This is a genomic window from Marinobacter lipolyticus, assembly GCF_018424605.1.
GTDB lineage: Bacteria > Pseudomonadota > Gammaproteobacteria > Pseudomonadales > Oleiphilaceae > Marinobacter > Marinobacter lipolyticus_B.
Genome location: NZ_QTKT01000001.1, coordinates 329416 through 344178, shown reverse-complemented (window position 1 = coordinate 344178; position 14763 = coordinate 329416). Strand labels below are relative to the sequence as shown.

Annotated in this window: 14 protein-coding genes and 1 pseudogene; 9 read left to right on the top strand and 6 right to left on the bottom strand. The window is 56.7% G+C overall.

The window, feature by feature from the left end; translation table 11 throughout:
• Window positions 1-78: 78 nt before the first annotated feature.
• Window positions 79-723, top strand: a complete 645-nt coding sequence (locus DYI22_RS01570) for a J domain-containing protein (protein ID WP_213476272.1) — start codon at window positions 79-81, stop codon at window positions 721-723.
• Here the strand turns inward: DYI22_RS01570 and DYI22_RS01565 are convergent.
• The 4 genes from DYI22_RS01565 to DYI22_RS01550 all read right to left on the bottom strand — a co-directional run bounded on the left by DYI22_RS01565 (window position 679) and on the right by DYI22_RS01550 (window position 5059).
• Complete coding sequence (locus tag DYI22_RS01565) at window positions 679-1698, bottom strand: bile acid:sodium symporter family protein (protein ID WP_213476271.1); 1020 nt, start codon at window positions 1696-1698, stop codon at window positions 679-681. The two genes, DYI22_RS01570 and DYI22_RS01565, sit on opposite strands and share 45 nt — an antisense overlap.
• Entirely contained in the window at window positions 1698-2372 is a 675-nt protein-coding gene (locus DYI22_RS01560; RefSeq protein ID WP_213476270.1) for a FadR/GntR family transcriptional regulator, read from the bottom strand. Before DYI22_RS01560 ends, DYI22_RS01565 begins: the two co-directional genes overlap by 1 nt.
• A 124-nt stretch (window positions 2373-2496) precedes the next feature.
• Complete coding sequence (locus tag DYI22_RS01555) at window positions 2497-3984, bottom strand: flavin-containing monooxygenase (protein ID WP_213476269.1); 1488 nt, start codon at window positions 3982-3984, stop codon at window positions 2497-2499.
• 106 nt (window positions 3985-4090) lie between these two features.
• Complete coding sequence (locus DYI22_RS01550) at window positions 4091-5059, bottom strand: beta-ketoacyl-ACP synthase III (RefSeq protein ID WP_213476268.1); 969 nt, start codon at window positions 5057-5059, stop codon at window positions 4091-4093.
• Window positions 5060-5227: 168 nt separating this feature from the next.
• Between DYI22_RS01550 and DYI22_RS01545 the strand changes: the two genes are divergently transcribed.
• On the top strand, window positions 5228-5488 hold the full coding sequence (locus DYI22_RS01545) for a YdcH family protein (protein WP_213476267.1): 261 nt from the start codon (window positions 5228-5230) through the stop codon (window positions 5486-5488).
• Window positions 5489-5783: 295 nt separating this feature from the next.
• Here the strand turns inward: DYI22_RS01545 and DYI22_RS17565 are convergent, their stop codons facing one another.
• Window positions 5784-6680, bottom strand: a complete 897-nt coding sequence (locus DYI22_RS17565) for a peptidoglycan-binding domain-containing protein (RefSeq protein WP_266099156.1) — start codon at window positions 6678-6680, stop codon at window positions 5784-5786.
• A 261-nt stretch (window positions 6681-6941) separates the two neighbouring features.
• On the opposite strand from DYI22_RS17565, the gene DYI22_RS01535 reads away from it, so the two are divergent.
• The 4 genes from DYI22_RS01535 (at window position 6942) to DYI22_RS01515 (ending at window position 11929) form a co-directional block, all read left to right on the top strand.
• Window positions 6942-7247 carry a hypothetical protein gene (locus DYI22_RS01535; RefSeq protein WP_213476266.1) on the top strand — a complete coding sequence of 102 codons (306 nt, stop codon included), beginning with the start codon at window positions 6942-6944 and terminating at the stop codon, window positions 7245-7247.
• Between the two features lie 80 nt (window positions 7248-7327).
• Entirely contained in the window at window positions 7328-8794 is a 1467-nt protein-coding gene (locus DYI22_RS01530; protein ID WP_213476265.1) for a malate:quinone oxidoreductase, read from the top strand.
• 679 nt (window positions 8795-9473) lie between these two features.
• A complete protein-coding gene (locus DYI22_RS01520; protein WP_213476263.1) occupies window positions 9474-11189 on the top strand; it encodes a protein adenylyltransferase SelO in 1716 nt (571 codons plus the stop codon).
• A gap of 8 nt (window positions 11190-11197) precedes the next feature.
• Window positions 11198-11929, top strand: coding sequence for a prolyl hydroxylase family protein (locus DYI22_RS01515; RefSeq protein WP_213476262.1), 732 nt, complete (start codon window positions 11198-11200; stop codon window positions 11927-11929).
• 113 nt (window positions 11930-12042) lie between these two features.
• On the opposite strand, the gene DYI22_RS01510 is transcribed toward DYI22_RS01515, so the two are convergent.
• Window positions 12043-12948, bottom strand: a complete 906-nt coding sequence (locus DYI22_RS01510; RefSeq protein WP_213476261.1) for a LysR family transcriptional regulator — start codon at window positions 12946-12948, stop codon at window positions 12043-12045.
• 162 nt (window positions 12949-13110) lie between these two features.
• On the opposite strand from DYI22_RS01510, the gene DYI22_RS01505 reads away from it, so the two are divergent.
• The 3 genes and pseudogenes from DYI22_RS01505 to DYI22_RS17395 form a co-directional block, all read left to right on the top strand.
• Complete coding sequence (locus tag DYI22_RS01505) at window positions 13111-13587, top strand: DoxX family protein (RefSeq protein ID WP_213476260.1); 477 nt, start codon at window positions 13111-13113, stop codon at window positions 13585-13587.
• A 72-nt stretch (window positions 13588-13659) separates the two neighbouring features.
• Window positions 13660-14460, top strand: a complete 801-nt coding sequence (locus tag DYI22_RS01500; RefSeq protein ID WP_213476259.1) for a DODA-type extradiol aromatic ring-opening family dioxygenase — start codon at window positions 13660-13662, stop codon at window positions 14458-14460.
• Window positions 14461-14636: 176 nt separating this feature from the next.
• Window positions 14637-14759: pseudogene (locus tag DYI22_RS17395) on the top strand (hypothetical protein); the annotation flags it as partial.
• Between the last annotated feature and the right edge of the window lie 4 nt (window positions 14760-14763).

Here is a 14763-nt window from a genome sequence, read left to right as displayed (position 1 = left end):
TTTTCTGTATCCTAGATAACCACACTGCATTTGTCTCTCAAAATTGTAATGAATCTCCGCCACAAGAGTTACCACCACATGAACTGTTGGGAAATACTGGGCATTGAGCCGACTCGCGACCCCCGGCAAATTGAAGCTGCCTACGAACGCCAGAGCAAGTTTGCCTCCGGCGACGAGGCGGAACGTCTTGAGCAGGCGTACCGGGAGGCGCTTGGGCGTGAGCCTGAACCGGCGCCGCCGGGTGGCCAGGAAGAACAGCCGGCCCGCCAGGCGCCAGTGCCAAGCGACAATGACGCCCCTCTGGATGCGAATGAACAGCAGGTGGTGCGGGAAGTGGTTATTCAGATCAATGCCTTGCTGAACGACAGCGCGCGCAGCCGTGATCCGCAGATCTGGAAGGCCATTCTCGGTGAGCCGCCAGCGGATCAGCCGCGGTTGCGACGCGAAATCGGACGAAGCCTGGAGAACCGGGTGCGCCCGATGGCGGAAAATGGAAGTTTTCCTACCCCCGTTGTGCAGTTTCTGGGTGGCTGGTTTGATTGGTATAGCCTGACTGAGGCCGCCACTGCCGCGCCCCAGGACGAAGATACCGATTTCAGTCAGGAACAGGAAGCACCAGAGGAACTTCCTCCCCAGATGGTGAATTTCTGGCCCGCGGTCATTGGCTGGATTGTCGGCCTAGCCATTCTGGCCATGCTGTTCGGTGGCATGGGCGGCGGTTGACGCCGCCTCGATCTTCTCTTTGTATTTCTGGGCGAGGATCGCCCCGACAATCACCTGGATCTGGTTGTAGCACATGATGGGCAACACGATCATGCCGAATCCCGGGTGACCCGAAAACAGAACTTTCGCCATCGGCAGCCCCGAGGCAAGACTTTTCTTGGAACCGCAGAACACCACCGCCGCTTCGTCTTCCAGACTGAATCCGAAACGCCTGACCAGGAAACGCGCCAGCAGCATGAACAGTCCAAGCAGCAGGAAGCACAGCACAATGGCCAGCGCAATGGCGCCCACCGGAAGGTTCTGCCAGAGACCACTGACCACCGAGTGAGAGAAGGCGGAATAGACAATAATCCAGATCACGCACTGGTCGTACCGTGCCATCAGGCCTTCGTTGCGCGCCAGGAAGCCGCCAATCAGCGGGCGCATGGCATGCCCCGCTGCAAACGGCAACAACAGCTGGAGAATGATGTCTTTCAGCGCTTCAGCCACTGAAAAGCTGCCATCCCCGGAGGTGCTGACCAGCAACAGCAGCAGGAAGGGGGTCAGCATCATGCCGAAGACATTCGACGCGGCGGCACTGCAGATGGCGGCAGGCACGTTGCCCCGCGCCATAGCCGTATAGGCGATGGATGAAGAAACCGCAGAAGGCAGCACCCCCAGGTACAGGAACCCCAGCCCCAGATCCTCCGGCATCCACTGTGGTGCGAATTCACTGATGCCATTGATAGGCAGCACCGCCAGTGGAAAGAACACAAAGGTGAGGGAGGTGATCAGAATGTGCAGCCGCCAGTGCGTGGCCCCGGCGACGATCTGATCGCGGGAAAGCGCCGCGCCGTGCAGAAAGAACAGCAGGGCGACCGCAACGGTGCCCGCAGTCGCCAGCAGATCGGCTGTGTCGCCCCGCACCGGAAGGAAAGACGCCAGCGCAATCGCCCCGAGCAACAGCAGTGTGAAGGTATCTATCCGGAATTTCATCAACGGTTTTTCTCCAGGGCATCGAGGCTGGGTTTGAGCAACGCTTTGGCAAGCGCTTCTGCCCGTTCTTCATCCTGGCGGCGAATAGCTGCCAGCAATAACTCGTGATCCTCCTGCGAGGGTTCTGGCAGGTCTGGCTCGTTCTCGGTACGTTCGATGGTGTGGCTGACGCCATGGGCGAAATAATCGTACAGCTCGGACAGGGCAGGGTTGTGGGAAGCGGCAACCAACGCCCGATGGAAGGCCTCATCGTGCCGAACCCGTTCTGGAATGTTGTTCCCGGCTTTCGCGCGGGCATCCAGGGCCCGGCTCATCGCGGCCAGATCCCGATCGTCTCGCCGTCTTGCTGCCAGCCGCGAGGCTTCCGTTTCGAGCATGATCCGCACTTCCAGCTGATCTCCCAGCTGGGAGCGGGCGATCCGACGGAGCATTTCACCGGCATCCCGGGTGGCCCTGACGTAGGTCCCGTCGCCCTGACGGGTTTCCAGCATACCCACGTGCACCAGTACCCGCACCGCTTCCCGTACCGTGTTGCGGCTGACGCCCAGCGCGGACGACAACTCGGCCTCCACGGGCAACCGGCTACCCACCGGCCACTGCCCCTGCTCGATGGCTGAGCGGAGGCTTTCAATGGCGGTTTCCACCAGAGAGCCTTTCTTTATTGGAGCGAGCATTATGTGATCATCCCTATAGCATGTGATCCAATCATCCTATGAATAATAAATTGATGCAACCAGATAGGTGACGGGATACATGCCCGGCCGCACAGCCGGGCACTGTTTTACTTTGGGGAGGGTATCAGTTGGTATTCGCCGGGGTCAGAAATTGATAATCGGTCGTGTCCACGTGACGGGTGGACCGTCGATAACTGAAGGTGAACCCCGGCCAGTTCACCGTATTTTTGCCATTCTCATCGAGATACCACGACGTACAGCCTGAGTCCCAGACACTGCCCTTGAGGCCCGATTGCACAGCGCCGGTAAAGGCTTTCTGACGTTCTGGAAGCACATCCATGGCCACTCCCGGGTATTTTTCCAGGGCTTCGAGGCAGCTCATCACGTAGCGCACCTGGGATTCCAGCATGTACACGATCGAGTTATGGGCGAGATTGGTGTTCGGTCCATAGAGCATGAACAGATTGGGGAACCCGTTAACGGAGATGCCTTTGTAGGCTTCGGCGCCCTGCGCCCAGGCGTCGTTCAGCGTTACGCCATTGCGCCCGGTGATCACCATCGGCGCCAGGAATTCCGAGGCGGCAAAACCGGTGCCCAGGATAATGGCGTCAACCTCGTGCTGGCGGCCATCCCGGGTGACCACGCCGCGTTCGTCAACGTGATCGATGGCGGTGGTGACCAGATCAACGTGGGGCTGGTTGATTGCCGGGTACCAGTCGTTGGAAATCAGAATGCGCTTACAGCCGATCTGGTAGTCGGGAACGATGTGTTTCAGCTTGTGGGGATCGGTGACCTGTTTGCGGGCTTCCTTGCGCGCCTGCCGGGCAAAGAGCTGCAGCAGTCCACTGAATCGGGTGAACGCGAGTGCACGGCTTTCGTTCTTCCAGTAGATCAGATAACGGTAGATGCGGTCCCAGGCCGGTACCGATTTGAACAGGGCCTGCTCCCAGGGTTTGAACGGTCGGTCCGGTTTAGGCAGTACCCAGGCGGCAGAGCGCTGGAACAGGCTCAGGGATTTCACTTGCCGGGCGATCTCCGGTACAAACTGAATGGCGCTGGCGCCAGTGCCGATCACCGCGACCTTCTTGTCAGTGAGATCAACGCTGTGGTCCCAGCGGGCGGAATGAAACAAAGCGCTCTGGTAGTGCTCGAGCCCGGAAATGGCGGGGTAAGCGGGCTGATTCAACTGGCCGGTGGCGGTGACGACCACATCCGCCACCCATGTGCCACCGTCTGTGGTAGTCACGGTCCATTGGTTGCTGGCTTCATCGAAAACAGCTTCGCTCACTTCCCGGCGGAAACGAATGTGGGACCCCAGCTCGTATTTTTTTACGCAGCCTTCCATGTACCCGAGGATTTCGTGCTGCAGGCCAAACTTGCGTGACCAGTCGTGCTTGGGCTCGAACGAATAGGAATAGAAGTGGGACTGCACATCACACGCGGCGCCGGGGTAGGTGTTGTCCCGCCAGGTGCCGCCCACCTTGCCGGCCTTCTCCAGTAGAACAAAGTCCGTGTACCCGGCTTTCTTCAGCTGGATGGCCATGCACAGGCCACCAAAGCCGGTGCCGATGATGATCACCGAGGGTTTGCGTCCGGTCGCCTTGTTGCTCATCGCCTGAATCCTGTTTGTTGTTATATATGCACTGATTACAGTGAGTATATAGTGCTGGTCAGGCTACAGGGATGGCTAATGTGTGCAAACCGGATGGTCAGAACGATCAATAGCGGAGCAGGGCGGATCCCCAGGTAAATCCTCCGCCGAACGCTTCCAGCAACAGCACCTCATTCCTGCGGATGCGGCCATCGCGAACGGCGACGTCAAGGGCCAGCGGAATGGAGGCCGCCGAGGTGTTGCCGTGTTTGTTCACCGTAACCACCACCTGATCCATCGACATGTTGAGCTTTTTGGCGGTAGCGGAAATGATTCTCAGATTGGCCTGATGCGGTACCAGCCAGTCAATGTCTGACTTTTTCATGTGATTCGCTTGCAGCGTTTCATCCACAATCTTGCCGAGCGTATTGACCGCGACCTTGAACACCTCACTGCCTTTCATCTCGACAAAACCGAGGCCGGCTTTGACCTGCTCGTAATTGCTGCCCACCCCACAGGGCACGTGAAGCAATTCTTCGTACTGGCCGTCGGCGTGTATGTGAGTGGAGAGAATGCCGGTTTCTTCGCTTGCCTCCAGCACCACCGCACCGGCGCCATCGCCAAACAGCACGCAGGTGCCCCGATCCTGCCAGTCAATAATCCGGGAAAACACCTCGGCACCAATCACCAGGGCCTTCTTGCTGCTACCGGTTTTGATGAACTTGTCCGCCACGGAAAGGGCATAGACGAAACCACTGCACACCGCCTGGATATCGAATGCCGGGCAACCGTGAATGCCCAGGCGAGCCTGCAGGATGCAGGCAGAGCTTGGGAAGATCTTGTCCGGAGTGGAGGTGGCGAACACAATCAGATCAATGTCCCGGGCCTTGATGCCCGCCGCCTCAATGGCGCGCAGGGCCGCCTGCTCGGCAAGATCCACCGTGGTCTGGTCCGCCAGCGCAATGTGGCGTTGTTCAATCCCGCTGCGCTCCCGAATCCATTGATCGGAGGTATCCACCATCTTTTCAAGGTCTTTATTGGTTACGACATTGTCTGGCAGATAAGAGCCGGTGCCGGTAATGCGTGCAAAGGTCATTCGAGAGTATCCCAGGCGTATTCGATTGAACGTCTGACCATGCTATACCCATGAACGCCACCGCGTTATTAGCGATTTGTCAAAGAGCCGCGTAATACCTCATGCTGATCTATGATAGAGAAGGGGAATTTGACTAGCCCCGACATTCGCTGAAAAGGAGAGCGTCACATGGGTATTTCCAAGCACGAGCTTCACGGGGAGTTTCCGCAGTACAGTGGACTGATCGATCAACTCAAGGCGAGCGACCTGAAGTTTCAGGAACAGTTAAAAGAGTACTCGAATCTGGATCAGGAAATTGAAGGGTTGGAACTCCGGGATTCTCCCATCGGCGACGACAAACTCCACCGCATGAAACAAAAGCGGGCCCAGTTAAAGGATAGCCTCTACCAGGTGCTGGCCAGCCAGGCGGAGACTTCCGGCGCGAGGTAGTGGTTTCCAAGTATTTGTTGGCAAGGCCTTTATCCATACACTAGGTAGCTATCGAAAACCGATGCAGGCGAAAACCGATGCCGGTTTTCCCGAGACGACCTGAGTGTGGATGAATGACATGAGTAAAGCTGCTTCGTTATACAAAGGGTGGAGAATGAAGCGCCACTTTCTTCACCTGGTTATGACCACTGACCCGCGATTGCTGAACGATGTGGGCTACCCACCGGAAGTGGTGCAATCCCGGCTGAAAACGCCGTTCTGGAAGTTCTGCTGAACCGCCGGAACGGCGCCTCCCTCAGACCAGCCATCCAAACAGAAAATCAAACAGCGAGCTGAAGAACCCGCCACCGCTTTGTGTCCGCGGCGCGTCTTTGGGTTCGTCCTTCGCCGGGCCGGCTGCGGTTGGCTCGGTGGGCAGTGAGGCAGCCAGATCCGATTCGCCCGTGTGGGCTTCCTGTGCTACCGATGATTCGGGTGTGACCTCTGGCTGCGGGGTCGCTGTGGGCTCCGGCTCCGCAACCGCAATTTCCGGACCTCCGGTTTCCACATCTGTATTAACGTCAGGTGAATTCGAGATAGCGTCTTTATCTACCTGTTTTTCCGGTATTACTTTGTCTTTTTTCTGGTCCGGCTCAGCGACCACCTCAGGCATAGGTTTTGGTTCTGGTGACGGCGCAGGCTCCGCCACCGCTACCACTGTCGTTTCGGATTCGGGAACGACGGCGGGAGCTGGCGTATTAACTTGAGTGGAAGCTTGAGTGGGAGCTGGAGCGGGTTCCGGCGTGGCCACTTCAACGGGTTGTGGCCGCGGTGCAGGCTCAGGGCTCCGGGCCGGCTCCAGGTTCAAGGCCTTGAGCGCCTGACTGCGGTTGCCGACGGCGTTCTGGGAAATGGTCTGATTGGCGCCGGCTGACACCCCCAGTGCTCTGAGCGTTTCGGGATCAAGGTTTCCAGACACCCTGAGTTCGTCAGAATCTGACTGGTAGGTGCGAATGGCGTTGCGCAAGCGCTGATCAATCCAGCCGTCAGCGCGGCCGATGTCGTATCCTGCCCCGTAAAGGGCATTCTCTGCGGAAAAAATGGTATCAAGCGAAGGGTTCGCCAGGGCTGTCGGCGCCCACAAAACCGCTGCGGCAACCACTGTGGCTCGTGCCGGCATCCCAAGAACTGCGTGAAAGCGTGCGCGTTGCATAGCCAGGTCCCTCCATGGCGATTCCATTCGTTTACATTCTGTAACGTGAATGATGAAAATATCACCAATTGGCGCGGGGTCCTTTGACGCAGTTATCATCCCGGCATGTCGGGTTACTGCACGGAATCTTTTCTTTTACCGGCGATGGATGCTAAACCTTCAGGAAACACCGTCGATCACTAAGATATCGGGGAGACCATGATGAAACCATTTTCCTTAGCATTGATCATTGCCGTGGGCACGGTGACGGGAGGATGTTCCTTGAACGAGACGACCGGGGACGCCGGTGCACGCACGCTTTCCGCCGGGGCGAAGGGGCAGTTTGAATGCGCCGATCGCAACGCCAATGAATACATTGACCAGACTGAGCTGGTCTACCTGAAGCAGTGCGGAATCGGCGAAAACCTGGAATGCGGCGAGGTGCCGGAGACTGGCAACGACCGGCCGCCATCCTCAGATCTGAATTTCGGCCTGCGTGTGCTGCAGGTGACGGACGCCGACAATGACGACCGCATCAGCAAACTGGAGTTCCGGGCTCATTGCAACAGCGCCCGGGGTGCGGAGTAAACGGGAAGGTGAACGGTAGCGTCAGGCTCGATAACGTGGTTGACTTGGCTCGCAGGAAATCTGACTGACGGGAAGACCTTATGAACGTAATCATCATTGGCGCAGGGATCATGGGGACCACGTTCGCCACACTGGCGAAGGAACTGGCACCCGAGCTGGACATCACCATTCTGGAACGCCTGAGCAGCGCCGGTGCAGGTAATTCCTGGGTGTTCAATAATGCCGGCACCGGGCACGAAGCAAATTGCGAGCTCAATTACACCCCGGTGGATGAAGAAGTCATCTCGGTGGAGAAGGCACTGAAAATTCACGCCCAGTTCAATGTGGCCAAGCAGTTCTGGGCCTATCTGGTCCGGAAGGGCGCTATTAAGGATGCCGCTTCATTTATCAACCAGACCAGGCACTGCACCATTGTTTCCGAATCGTCGATTGAAGAGCTGCGATTGCGATTCAAGGAAATGTCCGCCCATCATTTCTTTGAGCAGATGCGCTACTCGGAAGATTTCGACGAAATCAAAAGCTGGATTCCCTACACCATGGAAGAGCGGCCCCGGAACGAAAAAATGGCCGCAACCGTCATTGAAACGGGCACAGACGTTAACTTCGGCTCGTTGACGGAGCAGATGGCCGCTTACGCGGTGAACGAACTTGGCGTGAGAATTGAGTACAACACCCACGTGAAACGGGTGCACCGCAGCCCTTCTGGCAGCTGGTTAATTGAGACCAAAAACGGCGACCTTTTGCCCAAGCAATACCGGGCCGATGTGCTGTTTGTGGGCGCAGGCGGCGGGGCCTTCCCGATCCTCAAGAAAAGCCACTTGCCATTCGCACGCCGGTTCACCGGGTTCCCGGTCGGCGGCCGCTTCCTGCAGGCCCCGATCAGTGCTGAACAGGCGGATCAGTATCGCGCCAAAACCTATGGCAAAGCGAAGGTGGGCGCCCCGCCGATGTCGGTGCCCCATCTGGATTTGCGGGTGGCGGATGGCCAGCACTATCTACTGTTCGGCCCGTTTGCCTCGTTCAAACCGGTGCTGGAACGGGGCCGGGGCTTCCTCGATTATCTGCGTTCAATGCGCCTGCACGATATCCCCGGTCTTCTGAATGTCGCGCTGGAGCATTTCCCGCTGGTCAAATACCTGGTGTCGGAGACCTTCAAAGGTGAGAAAAGTATGTTCCGGGAACTGGACAGCTTCGCCCCCGGCATGAGCAAGAAGTTCAACTGGAAAGCGGTAGAGGCCGGGCAACGGGTCCAGATCATCAAAGACGGGGATTTGCAGATGGGCACCGAGATCCTCGTGTCCACAGACAAGACCTACGGTACGCTGTTGGGAGCCTCCCCGGGCGCGTCGGTGTCGCCGGAGGTCATGTTGCGCTGCCTGGAGCAGTTGTTGCCCGGGATTTTCTCCGGTGAAGAAACCGTGAAAAAGAAAAAAGAGATGTTCCCTGAGGACAATCTGGAGACGCTGGCCAACAATCCCGACCGTTACCGGGAGATTCGCGATGCGGTTAACGAGCGGCTGGGGATCACACCACATACAGCGGAATGACACGGCGGCATGCAGGTAGCCGAAAAGCGACTAAGGTTATAGTGGGCGAGACAAAGATTTGTACTGCTTCGCCTGCTTAGCGTTCGTCTTTAACAGGAGGAATAACTATGGCCAATGTTGGTGCTGATGGTACATATCAATGCGCACGTGAGGGGTGTAATTGCCGGGTCGCTGATGACGAAAACCATGTAAAAACGTCCACCGGAATCTTCTGCTGTCAGCAGTGCGCTGAAGGGAAGGGGTGTCACCATTCCGAATGTCGATCTGGTTCACAGTCATAAAGCGCGCGCTGGAAAAAAAGAGGGTTGGGGGCCTCTTGTGCAAATGACTCCACTCTCGCCGAGAGGAGTTCGTGGCCACCAACTCTTTAAAACAGAGTGATTCGTTTGTGAATGGAGAGCGGCTTGACGACTCCAGAAAGTACGAAGTTCCCGGAACCACGCATCACGGACTTGCCGACCAAATTATCCATGAAGTCCTAAACAAACCTAGAGCAGATTCTAGAATAGCGATTCGGTTCGAATCTCCACACAAAATGCCGCTACACGCTGGCATAAAGCGGGTGGCGCTTCAGCTATTGCCTTTTCCGGAGCTTCCCAAAAAAGCGTAGAATAATCTAACTGACGGCATGCAGACTCACACTGTTGCTCATAATCGAACCAACGCATTAGGAGCCCCTATGCTAAAGCGACCGTCCAGGGAAACGCCCAACAACGTGGCGACGCTCGACGATCTCGCGACGTTGGCAGACTATTCGCTCATGGACACGCTCAACTGCGACCCTGAAGCGAAAGCAAATGGAGCCGATCACGCGCCGCGACAGGTCGTCTCGGGCCACTATGTCCCGGTCAAGCCTACGCCAATTGAAACCCCCGAATACGTCGCGCACGGCAAAGAGCTGTTTAACGAACTGGGTTTCGATGACAGCATGGGGCAGTCCAGCGACTTCATCCGCATGTTTTCCGGCGATTTGTCCCAGGTTCCGGAACCCCTGCACCACGTGGGGTGGGCGTGTGGCTACGCACTCTCCATCTACGGTACCGAGTTCTACCAGCAATGCCCGTTCCAGACGGGCAACGGCTACGGCGACGGCCGCGCAATTTCGGTATTTGAGGGCGTCATCAACGGGCAGCGCTGGGAAATGCAGTTGAAAGGGGCAGGGCGCACACCCTATTGCCGCGGCGCCGACGGACGGGCCGTCCTGCGTTCCAGTGTGCGGGAGTTCCTCGCACAGGAGCACATGCATGCGCTCGGTGTGCCGACGTCACGATCCTTGAGTCTGTACGTGTCGAAAACCGAGACAGTCAGGCGGCCATGGTATTCGGAGGGCTCACGCTCGATAGATCCCGATATTCTTGTATCCGATCCCGTTGCCATCTCGACGCGTGTTGCACCGTCGTTCATTCGGGTAGGGCAGCTCGAGCTCTTTAGTCGTCGCGCTCGCAAAAAGGAACATCCGCAGGCGATGGAGGAGCTGGAGCAGATCGTCTTGCACCTGATCGATCGTGAGTACAACAACGTTATCGACCAGTCACTGGCCACCGCCGAAAAAGTGGTTCTGCTTGCACGTGAATTCCGCAGCCGGCTGACGTCACTTGTGGCGAACTGGATTCGTGTCGGCTACTGTCAGGGTAACTTCAACAGCGACAACTGTGCCGCGGGTGGCTTCACGCTTGACTATGGCCCCTTTGGATTCATGGATGTGTTTGATCCGCGTTACCAACCGTGGACGGGTGGCGGCCAACACTTCTCGTTCCTCAACCAACCAAGGGCGGCAGAGCGAAATTTCCACTCGTTTTGTTCAGCGTTGCGGCCGTTATTGGCTGCGCATCAGGACTGCCTGCAGCAGCTTGACGAGATTCAGAGTGGTTTTATGAAGGTGATGCAGGCACAGCTGGAGAAGATGTGGGCTGCCAAACTTGGGCTTGAGGCGTTCGACGCGGACCTGTTCAGCGAGCTCGCAACGCTGATGATGCAAACGCCCGTTGATTACACCCTGTTTTTCCGGGAACTCTCGCGGTTGCCAGACGACATTGGCCCACTGAAACAAAGTTTTTACAACGGCTCAACCTACGCAGCAGACCCTGCAGGCATGGACAAGCGCTGGTCATCGTGGCTCACAAAATGGAAATCGCTCACTCAGACTCGCTCTGCCGAGGCGCTTTCCAGTCAGATGAAGCTGGTCAACCCAAAGTACAGTCTGAGGGAATGGTTCGTCGTGCCTGCCTATCAGCAGGCTGCAGCGGGGAACTACGCGTTGGTGCGGGAACTGCAGGACGTTATGACTCAGCCCTATGCTGAGCAATCGAAAGACGTGGAGCAGAAATACTACAGGCTGAAGCCGCGGGAGCTCTTTGAGGTTGGTGGGTCGTCGCACTATAGCTGTTCGTCGTGATCGGCATATTGGTTGAAGAATTTCTAAAAGGGTTTGAATCGACTAGACTCGTTTCTACAATGAATACTCGCCTTCGAGATTTCTACGAAACCGGAAACCAGGTGAACGAAGACCCCATGATTGTGGTCTTCGAGGACTTTCTCGAGCCCAGGGAAGTCGAACAGCTGGTCAGCGCCGCACGAACCCAATTGAAGCAGGCCGTGGTCAGTGCTGCAAAAGCCGGAATCGAAAGCCCGGGCCGGACCGGCAGTAATTGCTGGATACCCCATGGCTACAACGCAATTGTCGAAAATCTGGCCCTGCGTGTTGCCGATGTAGTTGGTTTGCCGCTTCAGTACGCTGAATCCCTGCAAGTCGTTCACTATGGTGAAGGTCAGCAGTACGCGCCTCATTATGATGCCTGGGATGCAGACACTGAACGTGGCCAGCGTTGCATGGCCCGGGGTGGGCAACGCCTGATTACCTGTCTGATGTATCTCAATGACCCGCAGCAGGGTGGCGGTACTTCCTTTCCCAATCTGGACATGGAAATCAGGGCCCGAAAAGGCCGCATGCTGCTGTTTCACAACTGTCAGCAGGGCAGCAATGTCCGCCATCCCGACAGCCTGCATGGCGGTATGCCGGTACTGACTGGGGAAAAATGGGCCTGTAATTTCTGGTTTCGTGAGCAGCCCTATCAAACAGCACCCGCTACCTCGCGTAAATTCAAACTAACTCCGAAATTCAAGCGTGTTATCTAGGAGTGTATTAGACGATCACTCAAATCCTCGCCAAGGTCCTGCTTGTGCTGCAACATTTCCCGCCGGCAGGGCTGACTCGAAGCCGGCCAAGCTGAGTAGTAGGATTACACAAGCTAGCAACCTTTATCCCAGTAGGGTGGGCTCCCGAAATGCCCGTCAATGAAGTCCACAAAACTGCGGACTTTGCTGGCGATTAACTGGCGATGGGCGTACACCACGTAAAGAGCCATTGGCTCTGGCTCGTAGTCCCGCAAAAGAACTTTCAGCTTGCCTTCACGAATCGCGGGACCGGTCAGGAAGGTGGGTTGAAGCACAATGCCGGCGCCTGAGGTCGCGGCGGACACCAGCACGTCGCCGTTGTTGCTCATCATCACGCGTCTGGCGCTGTTGCTACCGGAGAACCACTTATGGAGTGCCGGGATGGCGCTTGAATCCAGGTAGCTGTAATGCAGGTATTGATGGTGTTGAAGGTCTTCCGGGCGTTGGGGTTCGCCGTATTGTTGAAGGTAGGCCGGCGATGCGCAGAACACCAGGTGCACCGGCGCCACTCGCTTGGCAATCAGCGACGAGCTTTTCAGGCGACCGATCCGTAGAGCAATGTCGAAGCCTTCTTCAATAATATCCACCTTTCGGTCGTTCAGTTGTAAATCCACTTCTACGCCTGGATGAGCTTGTCGAAACCCTCGAAGCAATGGCTCCATGTGATGGATGGCAAAGGATACCGGCGCGCTGACCCTTAGCAGGCCCGAGGCCTCTGGCTGAAGATCCCCGATCTGACTCTCAAGATCGTCAATGTCGGCGAGCACCTGACGGGCGCTTTCGAAGTAGCGGGAGCCGGCTTCCGTCAGGTTGACTCGTCGAGTGGTACGGTTCATCAAGCGAACCTGAAGGTGTTGCTCTAACTGAGATACATACTTGCTGACAAGTTGCGGTGAGGTGTCCAGGCGGTCTGCAGCCCTGGTAAAGGAGCCATCCTGCACCACGTGGATAAAAGCGCGCATTGCATTGATTCGGTCCATCGCCTTGTTTTCTCCTGCAAGTTGGGGTCAATTAACAATGCATCATTGATAATTAAACAACGTTTCCCATCTTAGTTGCGATCTTTGGCGATAGTAAAGTGTGTTCATACGCCGGGCATTCTACTTCGGTAACCCATGGATCAATGACTCGAGGTGAGCCTGATGAACACGAACATTGTAAACAAACTGCTTTCTTCCAATGCCGGCTTTGCCGCCCTGATCCTTCGGGTCCCGGTTGGCCTGATTCTCGCCGCCCATGGGGCTCAGAAACTGTTTGGCTGGTTTGGCGGGTATGGGCTGGATGGTACCGGGCAGTGGCTTGCCAGCATTGGACTTGAGCCCGGTTATCTGATGGCCTTGCTCGCTGGCAGCGCCGAGTTTTTTGGCGGCCTTGCACTCGCGCTGGGTTTTCTGACTCGCCCCGCGGCATTCGTCAACGCCATTGCAATGCTGGTGGCAATATTGGCGGTGCATATCGGTAACGGTCTTTTCATGTCCAACAACGGATACGAGTACGCCCTGACTCTTTTTGTCGTGAGTGTAGCGTTTGTTATTCAGGGAGGCGGACGCTTCGCCATGGATAACGTCCTGCTTCGTTACCTGAGTGGCGGTGCCGCTCGTCAGCGGGCGGTTGCCTGACGCTCACATTTGTCACAATCTGAAATTTAGCCGGGCCTCTCCCAACTGGGAGGCTCGGGATGAGGACCCAGTATGACTAAGGCTATTGAGGCTTTGTTTCTCTCTCACGGCGGTGGGCCACTGCCTCTGTTAGGCGATCCGGGCCACCGGGAAATGGTCAGTCAGCTGACCGAAATGGCAGAGAGAATCAGCAGGCCGTCCGCCATTCTTGTGATCAGCGCGCACTGGGAAGCGCCAGTTCCCACGGTGACAGCGCACCCGAATCCCTCGCTGATTTACGACTATTCTGGCTTTCCAGCGGAGGCCTACCGGATCGAGTATCCTTGTGCTGGAGAGCCGGTGTTGGCGGGCCAGATAGTTCAGACCCTCACGCGGGCGGGGATTCCGGCGCAACTGGAGGACCGGCGCGGGTTTGATCATGGCCTGTTCGTGCCATTGAAATTGATGTACCCGGATGCCGACATTCCGTGCGTGCAATTGTCGCTGAAGAGCAATCTGGATGCGGCGGAACACATCTCAATTGGCAGGGCGCTGCAGGCGCTGGATTATAACAATCTGCTGGTGATTGGCTCCGGTTTTTCTTTTCACAACATGCCGGAGTTTTTTACGGCGGGTTCTGCAGAAGCAGACGCCCGAAACCAGGCTTTCCAGGATTGGCTGTATGATGTATGTACCGATTCGGGGATTCCGGAAACGCAGCGCGCTGATCGCCTGACCCATTGGGAGCAGGCCCCGAATGCGAGATTCTGTCATCCCCGGGAAGAGCATCTTCTGCCGCTGCACGTGTGTTACGGACTGATGGAAAAGGCGAGTCAAACTTACCGCTCCTCCAAAATTCTGGGCAAGGCATCCGGCTTGTTCTATTGGGAATAAACCTGACGGATGACTTATAAAGGTGACACTAATGCGTGATAGTGATTGTGAATTTGCCACTTGGATGAGAGAGATTGATGATTAGACTGACCGTAAACGGGCTGCGCTCCTGCGTGACACCCGTATCTGCTGCCCAAGGGGAGATCACCACCATTGAGGCCATGGCCGATGACGCCATGGGTGTAGTGGGGGAGCTTGGCCTGCCGCCGGTCGCCCCGGCACTTTGTAATGCAATTTGTGCGGCCACCGGAAAACGCATCAGACGTCTTCCCGTTGGCGTTCAGTTACAGGTGAGCTGAATCC

Coding starts and splice junctions, on each gene's coding strand:
- DYI22_RS01560 (WP_213476270.1), bottom strand. CDS start 2,372: ATGCTCGCTCCAATAAAGAAAGGCTCTCTGGTGGAAACCGCCATTGAA.
- DYI22_RS17565 (WP_266099156.1), bottom strand. CDS start 6,680: ATGCAACGCGCACGCTTTCACGCAGTTCTTGGGATGCCGGCACGAGCC.
- DYI22_RS01570 (WP_213476272.1), top strand. CDS start 79: ATGAACTGTTGGGAAATACTGGGCATTGAGCCGACTCGCGACCCCCGG.
- DYI22_RS01545 (WP_213476267.1), top strand. CDS start 5,228: ATGGGTATTTCCAAGCACGAGCTTCACGGGGAGTTTCCGCAGTACAGT.
- DYI22_RS01510 (WP_213476261.1), bottom strand. CDS start 12,948: ATGGACCGAATCAATGCAATGCGCGCTTTTATCCACGTGGTGCAGGAT.
- DYI22_RS01520 (WP_213476263.1), top strand. CDS start 9,474: ATGCTAAAGCGACCGTCCAGGGAAACGCCCAACAACGTGGCGACGCTC.
- DYI22_RS01555 (WP_213476269.1), bottom strand. CDS start 3,984: ATGAGCAACAAGGCGACCGGACGCAAACCCTCGGTGATCATCATCGGC.
- DYI22_RS01500 (WP_213476259.1), top strand. CDS start 13,660: ATGACTAAGGCTATTGAGGCTTTGTTTCTCTCTCACGGCGGTGGGCCA.
- DYI22_RS01505 (WP_213476260.1), top strand. CDS start 13,111: ATGAACACGAACATTGTAAACAAACTGCTTTCTTCCAATGCCGGCTTT.
- DYI22_RS01565 (WP_213476271.1), bottom strand. CDS start 1,698: ATGAAATTCCGGATAGATACCTTCACACTGCTGTTGCTCGGGGCGATT.
- DYI22_RS01550 (WP_213476268.1), bottom strand. CDS start 5,059: ATGACCTTTGCACGCATTACCGGCACCGGCTCTTATCTGCCAGACAAT.
- DYI22_RS01530 (WP_213476265.1), top strand. CDS start 7,328: ATGAACGTAATCATCATTGGCGCAGGGATCATGGGGACCACGTTCGCC.